This is a genomic window from Halomonas zincidurans B6 (assembly GCF_000731955.1).
Lineage (GTDB): Bacteria > Pseudomonadota > Gammaproteobacteria > Pseudomonadales > Halomonadaceae > Modicisalibacter > Modicisalibacter zincidurans.
Genome location: NZ_JNCK01000001.1, coordinates 379,890 through 395,836 on the forward strand (window position 1 = coordinate 379,890; position 15,947 = coordinate 395,836).

Genomic DNA, 15,947 nt, shown 5'->3' on the forward strand with positions numbered 1-15,947 from the left:
CAGCGACTGTGCAAAAAAGGGCTGTGGGAAACTTCACCGTGGATAACCTGGTGGCAAGTTTTTCTTTGCAAAGGCAAGAAGTTGGCGATGGCCTGTCAGCCTGTGTCAGGGCAGGACCTTCTTGAACGGCTTGACGGTGACCCTGGCGTAGACGCCGGCGATGGCGTACGGGTCGGCATCGGCCCAGGCCCGGGCGTCGTCGAGGCTGTCGAATTCGGCGATTACCAGGCTGCCGCTGAAGCCGGCGTCGCCGGGGTCGTCGGCATCGACCGCCGGATGCGGGCCGGCCAGCACCAGGCGCCCCTCTTCGCGCAGCTTCTCGAGCCGGGCCAGGTGATCGGGGCGCGCCGACTGGCGCTTGTCCAGGCTGTTCTTCACGTCTTCGCTGAGGATGGCGTAGAGCATTGAGTATCTCCTTGTTATCACGAACTGGCTTGTCATTGGGGACTGGTCAGATAGCGACGCAGATAGAAGCCCTGGGCGATGATGAACGCCAGGGTCAGGCCGAGCATGCCGAACAGCTTGAAATCCACCCAGGTGGCCTCGTCGAAGGTCTTGAAGACGTAGACGTTGAGCAACGCCATGGCGGCGAAGAACGCGACCCAGGCGAGATTGAGGCGCTTCCAGGCCGCTGCCGGCAGGCTCATGGCGTGGCCCATCATGCGTTCGATCAGCGTCTTGCCGCCGAACAGCGGCGCGGCCAGGAAGACCAGCGCGAACAGCGCATTGACCACGGTCGGCTTCCACTGGATGAACGCCGGGTTGCGAAATATCACCGTCGCCCCGCCCAGCACGACCACCAGTGCCAGGGTGACCAGCTGCATCTTCTCGACGCGCTTGTAGCGCCAGCGGACGAAGCCGACCTGAGCCAGCGTGGCGGGAATCAGTACCAGGGTGGCGAGCACGATGTCGTCGCTGAACTGGTAGACCGCAAAGAAGATCGCGATGGGCAGAAAGTCGATAAGCAGCTTCATGGCAGGAATCCCGTGTGGCGCAGGCCGAGTTGGCGTTGACCCGTTGCGAAGGGGCGCGCACCATAACCGGTCCTATTCTGACAAAGACGCCCGCCGGCGTCATGCCCATGATCGCACTCCCCGATTCGCTCGACGCCGTCGCCGGTGTCGATTTGCATATGCACTCCACCGCCTCCGACGGCGCATTGCTGCCCGCCGAGCTGATGGCGCTGTGCCACGGCCGCGGCCTGAGCCACGTGGCGCTGACCGATCACGATACCGTCGCGGGGATGGCCGAGGCCGCCGCGGCGGCCGATCGGCTGGGGCTCAAGCTGCTCGCGGGCAGCGAGCTGTCGGTGCAGTGGCGGGGCGTGAACATCCACGTGCTGGGCTATCTGCCCGCCGACGTGCAGGGTACGCTCATCGAGGGGTTGGCGGCGCAGGCCGAGGCCCGCGAGCGGCGCAGCGTCGAGATCGCCAAGCGGCTCGAGGCGATCGGCCTGGACGACGCGCTGGCCCGGGCGCGCGCCTGCGCCGGAAGTGCGCGCCCTCTGGGGCGGCCCGATTTCGCCCGGGCGCTGGTCGAGGCCGGCTTGGTGCCCGACATGGCCGCGGCGTTCAAGCGCTACCTGGGCGCCGGCAAGCGCGGCGACGTCAAGATGCACTGGCCGTACCTCAGCGCGGCGATCGGCTGGGTGCGCGACGCCGGCGGGGTGGCCTCGCTCGCCCACCCGCTGCGTTACGGGCTGACCCGACGCAAGCGCGGCCTGCTGCTCGACGACTTCGCCGCGGCCGGCGGCGAGTCGGTGGAATTGATCAGCGGCTTCCAGAATCCCGACCTGTCCAGCGATCTGGCGCGCCAGCTCAATGAGCGCGGCCTCTATGCCTCGCTGGGCAGCGATTTTCATTTTCCCGGCGGGCCGTTGGCGCCGGGCAGCATGAGCGCTGCGCCGCGTACCCCGGTCGCGCCGCTGTGGCGGCATCCGCGGTTGGCGGCATTCGCCGGTTGAGTCCGACCCCGGGCGAAGTCCTGCTAGCAGCCTGTCGGACTTAACGCTGATCTGCTGCGAAATCCGGGCTTTCGGCCAATTTCATTCGCTCTGATTCGTTAAATAGCGCGCTATTCGCCTCATCAGATCGATCAACTTGTCTCGAAATCCGCTTTTCTCGCGACGATCGGTCAAATCCGACAGACTGCTAGGCTGGCTTTAGAGTCCTAGCGCGATGCCAGCCACTCGCAGGCGCAGCCGCCCGTCAATTTCATCCCGTCATGTCCCAGGGAGGTGCCCATGACCCAATTCTTCCAGATTCACCCCGAGAACCCGCAGAAGCGGTTGATCGACCAGGCCGTCAAGATCATCAAGGAGGGTGGGGTGATCGCTTACCCCACCGATTCGGGCTACGCGCTGGGTTGCCACCTGGGCGACAAGAAGGCCATCGAGAAGATCAAGTGGCTGCGCTCGCTGGACGACAAGCACAACTTCACGCTGGTGTGTTCGGACCTGTCCGAGATCGGCACCTACGCCAAGGTCGACAACGCAGTGTTCCGCCTGCTCAAGAATCAGACGCCGGGCGCCTATACCTTCATTCTCAACGCCACCAGCGAGGTGCCGCGCCTGCTGCTGCATCCCAAGCGTCGCTCGATCGGCGTGCGGGTGCCCGACCATCGCATCACCCTCGCGCTGCTCGCGGCGCTCGGCGAGCCGCTGATGAGCGTGACGCTGATTCCGGTCGGCGAGGAGTTGCCGATGACCGACCCGGAGATGATTCGCGAACGCTTCGGCGCGCATCTCGACCTGGTCGTCGACGGCGGCGCCTGTCACCTGGAGCCAACCACGGTGATCGACCTGCGCGAACTGCCACCGACCATCGTCCGCGAAGGACGCGGCGATACCGCGCCGTTCACCGCCTAGGAAAAACCCAATTTTTCCTTAAAGGGAAAATCGATAAGCCGTTCGAGCAGCTCGACCACAAAATTGCCACCAACAGCGCCGCTGGGATTTGAAGATCGGGAGAAGGCGCTCTTCAAGTGATCTCGGCGCCAAGGGCCGGCAGCTCCAGCAGCAGTGGCTCGCCGGCGAGGGCTTGCTGCAGGCGGGTGGCGAGGATGTCCACGTTGTCCGCCAGCAGCTGCGCCAGGCGCAGGTCCACCGTCGCCTGGTGGTCGACCAGCGGCCGGGCCACCTTGATGCCGAGCCGCGGGTAGCTGGCCTGGACCTCGGCCAACCGCTCGGGCAGGTAGTCGGTCAACGCCTGGCTGGGGCCGAAGAAGAACGGCAGGATGATCAACTCGGTCACGCCCTGCGCGGCGGACCGCTCGGCCAGCGGCCCCAGCGTCACGGCCTTCTCGCCAGCGAGCTGCTCAGGGTCGATCTTGCAGGAATGCAACAGCGAGGTGGCCTCGACCGCCTCGCCTGTGGCCCGGCTCAGGGCCAGGGCGAGCCGGCGCAGGTTGAGTGTGGCCTGCGGACGCAGCGAGCCGTTGTCGACGAGCAGTATCTTCCGCATGGGATCTCACGGTTGGCGCTGGGCGGGATGCTGGCGCGCATGACGGTAGCGCTCATCACACTACCCAGCCGGAGCGCGAGTCAAGTCGCTATGTCGGTCGGCTCGCGAATCGCAACGAAAAACCCCTCCGTCGGGAGGGGTAAACGATCGAACGTGTGAAGCGGAATCAGTCTTCATTGATGACGATGTCACGAGCCTCGCCGGCACGTACTTCGTCCCAGGCCTGGTCGAGGGTGTAGTTCTGATGGGCATTGATCGTATCGAGCACTTCTACGGCATCCTGCAGGGACTCACCGCCGGCTTTCAGGGCGACCACCAGCTTGGCAAGGTCCTGCTTGCTGAAGGTGTTGGCGATGTCGTCGGCATGCTGGGTCAGTTGGCTGCAGTTCATGGTTCTATCCTCATGTAAGGTCATCATCCCCCGGGAAGTCCCGTCTTGGGGCGGCCATCTCCGATGGCGTTCTGGTGCCTTAGCTACTCATGCTGGGCCGGGTAAGTGCCCGATGCTGCAACAGCGATAGGGTCACAAGCGTTCAAGACCTTCGCTTCTGGCGCCTGGGTCGAATCAAGGCATGGCGCTCAGGTGTAGCCGGGGTCAGGTCGGTGAGTCGGGGGTAGCGACGCCCTGCCTGAACCGTGATTTCACTATGAGTTAGAACAAGACGCGCCACAAAGCGCCATTAGCTGCATAAGTCGTTGTAGCAAAACTACATAAGGTGGATTCGAGCCCGGGCCAGGTAGCGAGACTACCGGATGCGCTCTGTTTGACTGATGAGCCGAATATTTCGTCTATGCGGCTCATAGGGTGAGCCGGATTGATTCATTATCGGCTCACTGACCGAGCACTGACCCAGGCCGACCGGCAAGGCAATCGGCTTTATGCCACGTCGCGCCGGTCAATTCGCAGGAGACCTGCCACAGCCGCTCGGCGATGGCCCGGTCCCGGGCCGCCGGCGACATACGGGCACGCTTGGGCGCGCCACGCGTCTCGGCGATACCGGCGGGGCCGAGGTAATCGCCGGGGCGAACGTCGCTGGCGGTCGCTGCATGCAGGGTAGGGCGCGCACCCGCGGCGGCGGTCTGGCTGATCCACGGCATCAACACCTTGAAGAGACTACCCACCACCGCGCGGCTTTTGACGCCATGATCGAACAGCGCCGTACGCGCGAGACCGGGGTGAGCCGCCAGGCTGGTCAGCCCCCAGCCTTCATCGTCGCTGTGGCGTTGCAAAGCCTGGCTGAACAGCAGCATGGCGAGCTTGGACTGGCGATAGGCACGCCAGGGGTCGTAGCGGCGCTCGCCCTGGAGATCGTCGAAATCGATCTGTCCGCCGCGGTGCGCCAGGCTCGAGAGTTGCACGACGCGGGGTGCCGGGGCCGACACCAGCAGGGGCAACAGCAGGCTGGTCAGCAGGAAATGGCCCAGATAGTTGACGCCGAGCTGGCGCTCGAAGCCATCCTGGGTCAGCTTTCGCAGCGGCAACGCCATGATGCCCGCATTGTTGATCAGCAGCGCCAGCGAGGTTTCGCTGGCGCGCAACGTGGCCGCGAAGTCACGCACCGAGGCCAGACTGTCCAGGTCGAGCGGCTCGAAGCGAACGTCGACTCCCGGGCTTTCACCGCGAAGCGCACCGACCGCCGCGTGGCCCTTGTCCGGGTTGCGCGCCGCCACGATGACGCGGTAGCCCTCGCTCAGCAGGCCCTTGGCGGTTTCAAGACCCAGCCCGGTGTTGGCGCCGGTGACGACCGCCAGCGGCGGCCGATCGTGGAGCTCAGTCATGGGCGAGTTCAGGCATCGTTGTTCTTGGCGATGGTCTGGATGACCTCGAAGCCCTCGAACTTCGGCGGGCCGAGATAAAGCCCCTCACGGCGGCTCTGGCCGGCATTGGCATGTGCGGCGCGAAACGCCTCGGAGTGCGTCCAGGCCTCGAAATCCTCGCGCGAACGCCAGAGGGTATGCGAGGCGTAGAGCACGTGGTCTTCCTCCTTGGGGCCGCGTAGCATGTGAAACTCGATGAAGCCGGGCAGGCCCTGCAGGTGGGTCTCCCGCTCGAGCCATATCTGTTCGAACTCATCAACTCTCTCGGGATTCACCCGGAAACGATTCATGGCGATGAACACGGGGCACTGTCCTTATGGTCGGTTGATTCGCAGCTCAGGATGACACCCTACCCCATCACGCGAGCAATGCGAAAAGCGCAAGGCAAGGCCTTGTGCGACGAATGGCAAAGAGCTCGTGGGGATCTCTCAGCATTAAAGCGCTACATGTCGGCAGGCGTTTCCTGTGTCTTTCTGCTTGCATAGTGTCGGATGGCGCCGAGGAAATGCAGAATGAGCAAGGCAGGAATAATGTACATGCCATTATATATATGAATCCACCCCACCGTTTGATAAATTGTTGTTGGGCTTGTCATGGGCAGGCAGACAGAAAACCATCCGAACACATCTACGCATTCACCCACGCTAAACAGATACAGTGGTCCTGTTAAAACCTGAAAAACCAACAGGATCAATATCACCCTGTGAACTACGTAAGCAGTCTGTCGCTCTATTGCGGTTTTGCCGAGGTTCTCGGGAAACCCTTTGTACAATCTGAATGATACCCGCCAGAAGATGAAGATCAATACAAAAAATCCCAAGGATATATGTATTCCCAGGATATAGCTTCTGACCGTCCCTGACGGTGCTGCGTAGGCTGCATAGCCCAGCGCGAGCATTACAACGACAAGAAGTGCCGTAACCCAGTGGTTGATAATGGATACAGGCGAGTAGCGTTCGCGATCAGACATGCCTTGTCCTCTAAATGCCAGTTGGTCGAATAGCGATCAGAATGCCCTGTTTCTGACCAACGGTGTTTGCTCGCTTGTTTATGTTGGTTGTAAAGGATATAGCTATTGGCCGTGCCTGGTTATGTATTGAAAGTAGCATAATTGGGCAGCGCCGGGGTATTTGGCACTGCCATGCTTGGGCCGCGCTACTCGGGGCCGGGCCAGCGCTGTTCTGCTTCCACCTGGCTGCGACGCTGCCGATCGGCGCGATCAGGGCCTATCTTCATCAGCGTGATGAGCAGCATGCAGTTGCTTTTTATCATCATGTCTGTAATTCTGGACATATGGACAATATAATCGCTATCGAGGCGTTCGCCGCGCTCTCCCAATCGACCCGCCTGGAAACCTTCCGGTTACTGGTACGCCACGAGCCGGACGGACTGCCCGCGGGGGAGATCGCACGCCTGCTGGATGTGCCGCACAACACGCTGTCGACGCACCTGGGCGTCCTGGCGCGAGCCGGCCTGGTGGTCTCGCGCCGGCACAGCCGCTCGGTGATCTATAGCGCCAGCCTGGAGCGCATGCGTGAAACGCTGAGCTTTCTGGTGCGGGACTGTTGTGCGGGGCATCCCGAGCTGTGCGAGCCGCTACTTCGGGAGCTACAACCCTGCTGCCCAACCGATGAGGGAGACTCAGCATGATCAGCGTCATCTATCACAACCCCGACTGCGGCACCTCCCGTAATACCCTGGCGATGATGCGCCAGTCCGGGGAAGAGCCGCACGTCATCGAGTACCTGAAGACGCCGCCCACCCGGGATACGCTCGTCGAGCTGCTGGCGGCCATGGCTATCACTCCCCGAGCGCTGTTGCGTCGCAAGGGCACGCCCTACGACGCGCTGGGCCTGGACGATCCCGCGCTCAGCGACGACCAGTTGATCGATGCCATGCTGGCGCATCCTATCCTGATCAATCGCCCCATCGTGGTAACCGAAAAGGGTACGCGGCTGTGCCGGCCCTCCGAGACAGTGCTGGCGCTGCTGCCCGATCCAGTGAGCGAATTCACCAAGGAAGATGGCGAGATCGTACGTTCTGGAGGAACTTCATCGTGAGCCCGGATCAACTGCCCAACATTGACCCTGAACATTTACATCCCATTGATGTTAATGCGTTGGTCGGCCCAGACCAGCCCCGCCATCCGCCACGTATTCTGGTGCTATATGGTTCACTGCGGGAGCGCTCCTACTCGCGGCTGGTGTCGGAGGAAGCCGGGCGTTTGCTGCGCTGGTACGGTTGCGAGGTGCGCACGTTCGACCCCGCCGGCCTGCCGCTGGCGGACGATGCCGACGCCAGCCACCCGAAGGTGCAGGCGCTGCGTGAACTGGCCGAGTGGAGCGAGGGCATGGTATGGGTCAGCCCCGAGCGCCACGGCGCCATGACCGGCCTCATGAAAACCCAGATCGACTGGATTCCGCTGGCGCTGGGCGGCGTGCGTCCGACCCAGGGCAAGACGCTGGCGGTGATGCAGGTCTCCGGCGGCAGCCAGAGCTTCAATGCCGTCAATCAACTGCGCATTCTCGGTCGCTGGATGCGCATGCTGACCATCCCCAACCAGTCCTCGGTGCCCAAGGCCTTCCATGAGTTCGATGAGGCGGAGCGAATGCGGCTGTCGCCGCTCTACCTGCGCATCGTCGATGTCTGTGAGGAGCTGGTGAAGTTCACATTGCTGACACGGGGCCGCTCGGCGTATCTGACGGATCGCTACTCGGAGCGAATCGAGAGCGCCGAAGCGGTTTCCAGGCGCGTCAACCAGAAAACGCACTGAAACGGAGCTGCATGCATGCTGGCCTTTGCGATCTTCCTGGTCACGTTGATACTGGTCATCTGGCAACCGAAGGGGCTCGGGATTGGCTGGAGCGCCCTGGGGGGCGCTGCCGTGGCCTTGTTGACGGGGGTCGTCAACTGGGGTGACGTGGCTGTCGTCTGGGATATCGTCTGGGATGCCACCTTCACCTTCGTGGCGTTGATCATCATTTCCCTGATCCTGGACGAGGCCGGCTTCTTTTCCTGGGCTGCGTTGCATATCGCGCGCTGGGGCAATGGCCGGGGACGGCTGCTGTTTCCGCTGATCGTCGTGCTGGGGGCGCTGATTGCTGCCGTGTTCGCCAACGATGGCGCGGCGCTGCTGTTGACGCCGATCATGGTGGCGATCCTCGCCCGGCTTGAGTTCAGCCCTGCGGCGTCCTTGGCGTTCATCATCGCCACGGGATTCGTTGCCGACTCGACCAGCCTGCCGCTGGTGATCTCGAACCTGGTCAATATCGTCAGCGCCAACTATTTCGAGATCGGCTTCGATCGTTACGCCCAGGTGATGGTGCCGGTCGATCTGGTCTCGCTGGCCGCCACGCTGCTGGTGCTGGGCGTGTACTTTCGCAAGCAGATACCCGCGGGTTACGACATTGCGCGGCTGGAAGCGCCGGCCACGGCGATTCGCGACCGTCAGGTCTTTCGTGCGGCCTTTCCGCTGCTGATCGTATTGCTGGTTGCGCTGTTCCTGACCGGCCGATGGGAGACCCCGTTTTCCCTGATCATGGGGGCCGCGGCGCTGATCCTGGCGGCCATCGCCGGGCGCTGGTTCACGCCGGGACATGGGCACGTCGTCTCGCTCAAGAAGATAGTGAGCAACGCCCCCTGGCAGATCGTGCTGTTTTCCGTGGGCATGTATCTGGTGGTGTACGGCCTGGGCAATGCCTGGCTCACGGCATGGGCGGCGGACGTGCTGGTGTGGTTGAGCCGGCAAGGCGACGTGGTGGCGACCGTCGGCACGGGCTTCGCTTCCGCCATCCTGGCCTCGCTGATGAACAACATGCCGTCGACGCTGGTCGGCGCCCTGGCCATCGACCAGGCACAGGTATCGAGCCAGACCCAGCAACTGATGATCTACGCCAACGTCATCGGCAACGATCTGGGCCCCAAGTTCACGCCCATCGGCAGCCTTGCCACGCTGCTCTGGCTGCATGTGCTGGCCGGCAAGGGCTATCGCATCGGTTGGGGGCTATACATGAAGATCGGGCTGGTCATCACTCCGCCGGTGCTGCTGGCCACGCTGATTGCGCTGGCGCTCTGGCTACCGGCGATATCATCGCAATAACCCCAATGCGCGGCAGGCTGCAGCCTGCCGAGTGCAACGTAGCCAAGCGGATAAGCGGATGCACGGCACAATCTTGATGGATTTACTTAAACGCGTACCCATTTAATTGCCTCGTCTATTATTTTTATTGACTCAAACTATTTTTGTTTTTGATAAGTAGAAAATGCAGAATAAATCGTACAGTTTGGTGTGGCTGTCATATTGAGATATGGCTCGGTCACTGCTTCAAGAGGGTCGGTTTTTACCCCCGTCGCCCCACAATTCCAACAACGTCTTGATGAACAACTCGGCGGTACTCGACAAGTTGTGATCGTTGCGCTGGATCAAACCGATGGTGCGTTGTATTCGCGGCTCTGGCAAAGGACGCGAACAGAGCGTGTCATGACCCGACCCTGGCATGGTCATCCTCGGTAAAATGGCGGCACCAAGACCGGATTCCACCAGCCCAAGCGAAGTAGAAAGGTGCTGTACTTCATAGAAGCCGTTGAGACGAATGCTCTCCGATGACAGCACATTGTCCAGCAGCGTACGGTTGCCGCTATCACGACTAACGGTAATCATTCGAATCGCTTCTAGATCGGCCCAGGTGATCGTCTCCTTGGCAGCCAATGGATGATCTGAACGCAGCGCTAACACGAAGGGATCGCGTAATAGCGGGGTGAACGATATCTCCGGTAATTGCGGGCTGATCATATTGATTCCAAAATCCGCCTCGCCATTGATCACTCGCTCCAGCCCTTCATTAGCACTGACATCGAGTATGCGTATGCGAATGCCCGGCCATGCCTCGTTGAAGCGACGAATAACGCTGGGCAGAAAGTAGAACGCCGCCGTAGGCAGGCAGGCGATGGTCAAGGTCCCCTTCTGATGGGTTGCGAGTTCGCGAATACCTAGAATCGACGATTCGTAGTCGTCGATCATCCTCCTGGCCCGAGGCAGAAAGTCAGCACCGATTGCAGTCAACCATGTGCGCCGTGTGGTGCGTTCGAGGAGTGTAACCTCAAGCGCTTCTTCAAGCTTCTGAATACGCCGAGATAGTGCAGGTTGCGATAGATGAAGGCGCTGCGCCGCCTCGTGAAAACTACCCAGCTCGGCGACTTGGACGAAGGACTGCAGATCGAGAAACTCTATACGATGTAACATAGACGGTTCTTGCATTGAAACGGTGTAATTGAACAGTTTAACGCATTAATGTGCATATCACATCAGAATTTGTTTTTATTTGCATTTGATGCATCAAAACGAGGGTGACATGCTCGTTTCACGAGTCCGTAAGAAAGTGAAACAGCAATGATCAATAGCATTCCCTGCATCATCATGCGCGGCGGCACATCTAAGGGCCCATTCCTGCGCATGAGCGACCTGCCCGAATCGCCAGAGGCACGAGCGGAGACATTGCTCAGCCTGATGGGCGCGGGCCATGCGCTTCAGATCGATGGCATTGGTGGCAGCGATCCGCTGACCAGCAAAGTGGCTATTGTTGAACGCTCCGATCATCCGGAGGCCGATGTTGATTATCTCTTTGCTCAAATTGACGGCCCCGGCCGTCGCGTCGACTTCAACCCCAATTGTGGCAATATGCTGTCGGCGGTCGGCCCCTATGCGATCGAGACTGGACTGATCGAGCCTAGCGACGATATGACCGTGGTGCGGGTTCGCAATCTCAACACTCAGCGTCTCATCGAGTGTCACGTACCGACACCGGGCCGGCAGGTTCTCTATGAGGGCGATACTCGAATCAGCGGGGTGCCAGGCACTGCCGCCGGCATTCAGCTGAGTTTCCTCGACGTCGTGGGTACCAAGACCGGGGCGCTGCTGCCCACCGGACAGGCGCAGGAAACTATCGATGGAGTCGTGGTGACTTGCCTTGACGCGGCGACTCCCACGTTGCTGATTGCAGCCGAAGAATTCGGCCTGAATGGAAACGAAACACCCGCCGAACTCGACGCCAATGAGCCCATGCTGGCCCGACTCGAGTTGATTCGTCGTGAAGCCGGACGACGCATGGGGCTCGGCGATGTCAGCCAAGGCGTACTGCCCAAGCCGGTTCTACTGTCAGCGGCCGACGAAGTCGACGCCACGTTGCGCGCGCGCTACTTCGTACCATACCGCTGTCACAAGGCGCTCGCCGTCACGGGTGCCATCGCCTTGGCGACAGCGGTCAGCGTGCCGGGCACCGTTGCCCACCGCATCGCCCTCGCTTCCGGTCGTCTGACCGACGACGAGCCGCTGAATCATGTTCGTCTCGAGCATCCTTCCGGATACATCGATCTTGACGTCGAACACCGAGGGCAAGATTCGCATGACGTCGCTCGCGTATCGCTGGTCCGTACGGCACGCAAGATCATGACCGGCACGCTCTACTATTCCAGCACATCTACCAGCTCCGGCACATCAACCAGCAATTCGCCGGTCGATACGGTGAAGGCAAAAGCCTGTTAGAAGCATCTAATACCAACGAAAACCCACCCGATCAGCAACACAAGAACAAGGAGTCGCATCATGAGTCCCTTGAAAACCGAACCGACACTCACCGCCCGACTGAAGCGCGCCGCAGGCCTAGGCCTGGTTTACGCTGGGCTGAGCGCCGTGGCCTTACCCGCCACGGCCGCCGCCGATACCAACGTGCCCGACGACATCAAATGGACCATTCCCTTTGGCGTAGGTGGCGGTACCGATGTCTGGGCACGCTTCTTTGCCCCCTGGTTCAGCAACTATCTGCCCGGCGAGCCAACCATCATGATCGATAATGTGCCCGGAGGCGGCTCGATCAACGGCGCCAATCTTTTTGCAATGCGGGCGCGTGCCGACGGCAGCCAGTGGCTGGGTACCTCGGCTTCGACCCAGTATCCGGCGATGCTCAACGACCCGCGCGTGCGCTATGACTATGCCGACTGGAAACCAATCCTTGCCACGCCGACAGGTGGCGTCGTGTACGCTTCACCGAGCCTCGGTGAAGATGCCGACAGCGCCCTGCAAACCTTGCTGAAGAAGCCGGTCAAACTCGCTGCACAATCGCCCACAGGCGTCGAACTGCCGGTTCTGATAGCCCTCGATATGCTGGGCGTCGACGTCAATCCGGTATTCGGGATGCGTAGCCGTGGCGAGGGTCGACTGGCCTTCGAACGTGGCGAAGCGAACATCGATTTCCAGACCACCTCGGCCTACCTGAGCAATGTTCAGCCGCTGGTCGAGGACGGCAAGGCCATCCCGCTGTTCAGCCTGGGCGTGCTTAATGACGATGGCAAGATCGTTCGCGATCCGACCTTTCCGAATTTGCCAACGTTCAACGAGATTTACCAGCAGACCGAAGGCAAGGCACCGTCGGGTAACACCTACGAGGCCTATCGCAAGTTCTTCGCCTCCGGTTACGCCCTGCAGAAACTGGTGATGGTGCCGGCCGATACCCCCGAGGCACTCACCGAGACGTACAGGCAGGCGGCTCGCGAATTCATCAAGACCGACAAGTTCAAGCAGGAATCGGCAGCTCAACTCGGCCCCTATACGCCGATCGTCGGCAAGACGGTCTCGGCCTATCTCGAGGACGCCATGTCGATCAAGGACGAGACGCGTCAATGGCTGGTCACCTGGTTGGCGGACAAGTTCGACGTCCATTTGAGCACGCGCTGACCTTCCGGCCTCGTCGTATAGAGGCGGGGCCGGCTCGATTCCAAAACGACAACGCGAAGAACACGCCATGCTCGATATCCTTCTCTCCAGTCTGGGACAAGTCTTCACCTTCTCCCATCTTTTCTACATGATGCTTGGGATCATCGTCGGCCTAGTGGTCGGCATTATTCCCGGTCTTGGCGGCATAGCCGGCATGTCGCTGTTGCTACCCTTCCTGTACGGCATGGAACCCTCGCAAGCGCTGGGAATGCTGATGGGCTTGGTGGCCGTCATTCCTACCGGCGACACCTTCGCCTCGGTGCTACTTGGCATTCCCGGCTCCAGCGCTTCACAGGCCACGGTGATCGACGGCTTCGCGTTGGCCAAGCGTGGTCAGGCGGCTCGTGCACTGTCCAGTGCCTTCCTTTCGTCGATGATCGGCGGCTTGATCGGTGCCGTGGTACTGACCGGTTTCATTCTTATTGCCCGGCCGCTGGTGTTGTCTTTCTCATCATCCGAGCTGTTCATGCTGACACTGCTGGGCCTGTCGATGGTTGCCGTGCTCTCGGGCCGTGACCTGTTCAAAGGGCTGGCCGCATGCGGGCTGGGCCTGTTGGTCGGTGCCACAGGAATGGCCCCGGCGACTGGCGAGTTTCGACTGAATTATGGTCTCGATTACCTCTACGATGGCTTGCCGCTAGTGGTGGTCGGCCTTGGTATCTTCGCGTTACCCGAAATCATCGATCTACTGACACAGCGAGGTGCCATAGCCAGTGAGCCTTGCCGGCTCGGCGCGGGGTGGCGCCAGGGGTTTCGCGATGTACGTCGGGAAAAAGGCCTGGTCGCCCGTTGTGCGGGGATTGGTAGTCTGATCGGTACCATCCCGGGGCTAGCCGGTTCGGTAGTCGATTGGATGACCTATGGCCATGCGGTACAGAGCGCCAAGGATAAGAGTGAGTTCGGCCAAGGCGACATTCGTGGCGTGATCGCCCCGGAATCGGCCAACAACGCCACAGCTGGTGCGGCGATGGTGCCAACACTCCTGTTTGGCGTACCGGGCTCCGGCAGCGCGGCGGTGTTCCTCGGTGGGCTTTTATTGCTCGGCCTGCAACCGGGTATCGGCATGATCGAGACCCATCTCGACCTGACCTACACCATCATCTGGTCGCTGGCACTAGCCAACATCATTGGCGCAGGACTTTGCCTGGGGCTCGCTGGACCGGTCGCCAGTCTTACACGGGTACGCTTTACCATCCTCGCCCCACTGATCACTATTCTTATTTTGTTTGCCGCCTATCAGGCGACCCGTGCCACAGGCGATCTGGTCGCTCTGGCCGCTGTCGGCGCCATTGGCGTGCTGTTCAAGAAGGCCAACTGGTCGCGTCCAGCGTTCTTGATCGGCTTCGTGCTGGCTCCCGGTGCCGAAACGTATTTCTACCAGGCGCTACAGTTTCAGGGCAGCGCGGCCTTTGCCCGTCCCGGTGTGCTGATTATCGGCGCGTTGATCCTGGCGGCGCTGTTTATCCCGGCCCTCAAGGCACTGTGGCAGAAACATCGGCAGACAAAAAAGGGTGGTGGTGAGGCCGCTGATACCGAGGCGACCGCCCCAGCCGAGCCGGCACGCGCCACATTGGGCGGCGTGGATATATTGCTGCTAGCCGGGTTGCTGGGTCTGGCTGCGTTCGCCTGGAGCGACGTCGCAGGCCTGTCGCTATTGGGCAGCGTGTTTCCCAAACTGGCTATCGCCATCATGGCATTGGGCTGTCTTGCCGAAATCGCACGGCACCTGATGCGCCGTCCACAATGGCAGCGCCAGGCGTGTCGTGAGGAACTGATCTGGCTGGCGGGTTTCTGCACGCTGATCGCGACCATCCTCGGCCTGGGCTTCATCAGCACCGCTGCGCTGTTCTGCCTGGTGTTTCTGCTGGGTATCGCCCGGCTGAAGTTATGGACGGCAGCGGGTATGGCTGTTGGCGTGGTCGCCTTTCTTGTCGGCATGGCCCATTTCCTGACCCTCACCTATCCAAGCGGTGTCCTCGACCCTTGGCTGTTCAGCTAAACCCACTATAACTTCAGCTCCATACTCAAGGAGTAGTGGCAGTATCGGGTGTAGGGGCGGATATTACGTGGCGATAGGGGAGAAGTAACCAGAGGAGATCAGAGGCGGCCCGGTCGGGCCGTCGCTATTGGCCAGGAGCGGTCGTTTGGCCAGAGCAGATATAACGCCCGCCATAAACGGCGCGAGGTACGAGCGTCCGGCGACCGAAGGGAGCGAATTTAATGGCATGGTTATGTGCTCTGCTACGCAGCGACAAGCTTCTTGACCCTAAGGTCTTTACGGTGTTGCTCAGCGTGCCAAAGCTCATATTGAGACTGCTGGGTTAGCCAGCTCTCCGATGAGGTATTAAAAGCGATAGAAAGCCTAATTGCCATTTCCGGGCTAATACCGGCTTTGCCGTTCAGAACAGCGCTTAACGTTTTCCGGCTGACCCCGAGCGCTTCCGCAGCTGCTGTAACAGACAGACCAAGGGGCTCTAGGCAAAGCTCTCGTATGACTTCACCAGGATGGGGCGGGTTGTGCATCAACATAGGAATACCTCAGTGATAATCTTCGTAATTCACTATCTCGGCGTCTCCATCCTCAAAGCGAAATGTCACGCGCCAGTTACCGCTTACCGTCACCGACCAGATTCTTGACCGATTGCCGGAAAGCTCATGGAGCCTAAGGCCCGGCAAGTCCATATCGTTGGCGCCGGAAGCCGCATTAAGTCTACCGAGAATAAGCTGAAGCCTCTTTGCATGAGCGGCCTGGATCCCTGCAGTGCTGCCGGACTTGAAGAACTTGGCCAAGCCCTTGTGTTTGAAGCTTCGTATCATTCCTTAAATGTAACCTGTAACGTACTGGGTGTCAATTTGCGTAACGCCAATATTAAGCGGGGCCCGACTAGGGCGTCCGGTGG

At 60.7% G+C, this 15,947-nt stretch carries 19 protein-coding genes; 9 read left to right on the forward strand and 10 right to left on the reverse strand.

What is annotated here, in order from left to right; translation table 11 throughout:
• Positions 1–105: 105 nt before the first annotated feature.
• Positions 106–405: a YciI family protein gene (locus HALZIN_RS0101810; protein WP_031382548.1), complete on the reverse strand. Its 300-nt coding sequence runs from the start codon at positions 403–405 to the stop codon at positions 106–108.
• A 32-nt stretch (positions 406–437) separates the two neighbouring features.
• Entirely contained in the window at positions 438–974 is a 537-nt protein-coding gene (locus HALZIN_RS0101815; protein ID WP_031382549.1) for a septation protein A, read from the reverse strand.
• Positions 975–1,075: 101 nt separating this feature from the next.
• Here HALZIN_RS0101815 and HALZIN_RS0101820 point away from each other — a divergent pair, with 101 nt between their 5' ends.
• Complete coding sequence (locus tag HALZIN_RS0101820; protein ID WP_031382550.1) at positions 1,076–1,963, forward strand: PHP domain-containing protein; 888 nt, start codon at positions 1,076–1,078, stop codon at positions 1,961–1,963.
• A 279-nt stretch (positions 1,964–2,242) separates the two neighbouring features.
• Positions 2,243–2,866: an L-threonylcarbamoyladenylate synthase gene (locus tag HALZIN_RS0101825; RefSeq protein WP_031382551.1), complete on the forward strand. Its 624-nt coding sequence runs from the start codon at positions 2,243–2,245 to the stop codon at positions 2,864–2,866.
• A 112-nt stretch (positions 2,867–2,978) separates the two neighbouring features.
• Here HALZIN_RS0101825 and HALZIN_RS0101830 read toward each other — a convergent pair whose 3' ends face one another.
• The 5 genes from HALZIN_RS0101830 to HALZIN_RS0101850 form a co-directional block, all read right to left on the reverse strand.
• The gene (locus tag HALZIN_RS0101830) at positions 2,979–3,461 is read right to left on the reverse strand and encodes a sirohydrochlorin chelatase (RefSeq protein ID WP_051907325.1); all 483 of its coding nucleotides are present in this window, start codon (positions 3,459–3,461) and stop codon (positions 2,979–2,981) included.
• A gap of 166 nt (positions 3,462–3,627) precedes the next feature.
• Positions 3,628–3,852 carry a hypothetical protein gene (locus tag HALZIN_RS0101835; protein WP_031382553.1) on the reverse strand — a complete coding sequence of 75 codons (225 nt, stop codon included), beginning with the start codon at positions 3,850–3,852 and terminating at the stop codon, positions 3,628–3,630.
• A gap of 440 nt (positions 3,853–4,292) precedes the next feature.
• Complete coding sequence (locus HALZIN_RS0101840) at positions 4,293–5,240, reverse strand: oxidoreductase (protein ID WP_035575079.1); 948 nt, start codon at positions 5,238–5,240, stop codon at positions 4,293–4,295.
• Positions 5,241–5,248: 8 nt separating this feature from the next.
• Positions 5,249–5,581: a heme-degrading protein HmuQ gene (gene hmuQ, locus HALZIN_RS0101845; protein WP_031382555.1), complete on the reverse strand. Its 333-nt coding sequence runs from the start codon at positions 5,579–5,581 to the stop codon at positions 5,249–5,251.
• Positions 5,582–5,721: 140 nt separating this feature from the next.
• Positions 5,722–6,249: a cytochrome b gene (locus tag HALZIN_RS0101850; RefSeq protein ID WP_031382556.1), complete on the reverse strand. Its 528-nt coding sequence runs from the start codon at positions 6,247–6,249 to the stop codon at positions 5,722–5,724.
• Between the two features lie 323 nt (positions 6,250–6,572).
• Between HALZIN_RS0101850 and HALZIN_RS0101860 the strand changes: the two genes are divergently transcribed.
• Genes HALZIN_RS0101860 through HALZIN_RS0101875 form a run of 4 tightly spaced genes read left to right on the forward strand, consistent with a single transcriptional unit; the run spans position 6,573 to position 9,378 of the window.
• The gene (locus HALZIN_RS0101860) at positions 6,573–6,929 is read left to right on the forward strand and encodes an ArsR/SmtB family transcription factor (RefSeq protein ID WP_031382557.1); all 357 of its coding nucleotides are present in this window, start codon (positions 6,573–6,575) and stop codon (positions 6,927–6,929) included.
• Positions 6,926–7,339: an arsenate reductase (glutaredoxin) gene (arsC, locus tag HALZIN_RS0101865; RefSeq protein WP_031382558.1), complete on the forward strand. Its 414-nt coding sequence runs from the start codon at positions 6,926–6,928 to the stop codon at positions 7,337–7,339. The genes HALZIN_RS0101860 and arsC overlap by 4 nt, the downstream gene beginning before the upstream one ends.
• Complete coding sequence (arsH, locus tag HALZIN_RS0101870; protein ID WP_031382559.1) at positions 7,336–8,052, forward strand: arsenical resistance protein ArsH; 717 nt, start codon at positions 7,336–7,338, stop codon at positions 8,050–8,052. Before arsC ends, arsH begins: the two co-directional genes overlap by 4 nt.
• Before the next feature lie 15 nt (positions 8,053–8,067).
• Positions 8,068–9,378, forward strand: coding sequence for an arsenic transporter (locus HALZIN_RS0101875; protein WP_031382560.1), 1,311 nt, complete (start codon positions 8,068–8,070; stop codon positions 9,376–9,378).
• A gap of 225 nt (positions 9,379–9,603) precedes the next feature.
• Here the strand turns inward: HALZIN_RS0101875 and HALZIN_RS0101880 are convergent, their stop codons facing one another.
• Positions 9,604–10,521: a LysR family transcriptional regulator gene (locus HALZIN_RS0101880; protein ID WP_031382561.1), complete on the reverse strand. Its 918-nt coding sequence runs from the start codon at positions 10,519–10,521 to the stop codon at positions 9,604–9,606.
• Positions 10,522–10,668: 147 nt separating this feature from the next.
• On the opposite strand from HALZIN_RS0101880, the gene HALZIN_RS0101885 reads away from it, so the two are divergent.
• The 3 genes from HALZIN_RS0101885 (at position 10,669) to HALZIN_RS0101895 (ending at position 15,046) form a co-directional block, all read left to right on the forward strand.
• Positions 10,669–11,820: a 4-oxalomesaconate tautomerase gene (locus HALZIN_RS0101885; protein ID WP_051907326.1), complete on the forward strand. Its 1,152-nt coding sequence runs from the start codon at positions 10,669–10,671 to the stop codon at positions 11,818–11,820.
• A gap of 60 nt (positions 11,821–11,880) precedes the next feature.
• On the forward strand, positions 11,881–13,008 hold the full coding sequence (locus HALZIN_RS0101890; RefSeq protein ID WP_051907327.1) for a type 2 periplasmic-binding domain-containing protein: 1,128 nt from the start codon (positions 11,881–11,883) through the stop codon (positions 13,006–13,008).
• A gap of 67 nt (positions 13,009–13,075) precedes the next feature.
• Positions 13,076–15,046 (forward strand): tripartite tricarboxylate transporter permease, encoded by a 1,971-nt coding sequence (locus HALZIN_RS0101895; protein WP_031382564.1) that lies wholly within the window; start codon positions 13,076–13,078, stop codon positions 15,044–15,046.
• A 242-nt stretch (positions 15,047–15,288) separates the two neighbouring features.
• Here the strand turns inward: HALZIN_RS0101895 and HALZIN_RS17290 are convergent, their stop codons facing one another.
• Positions 15,289–15,576 carry a HigA family addiction module antitoxin gene (locus tag HALZIN_RS17290; protein ID WP_084173268.1) on the reverse strand — a complete coding sequence of 96 codons (288 nt, stop codon included), beginning with the start codon at positions 15,574–15,576 and terminating at the stop codon, positions 15,289–15,291.
• A gap of 9 nt (positions 15,577–15,585) precedes the next feature.
• Positions 15,586–15,864 carry a type II toxin-antitoxin system RelE/ParE family toxin gene (locus HALZIN_RS0101900; RefSeq protein WP_031382565.1) on the reverse strand — a complete coding sequence of 93 codons (279 nt, stop codon included), beginning with the start codon at positions 15,862–15,864 and terminating at the stop codon, positions 15,586–15,588.
• Between the last annotated feature and the right edge of the window lie 83 nt (positions 15,865–15,947).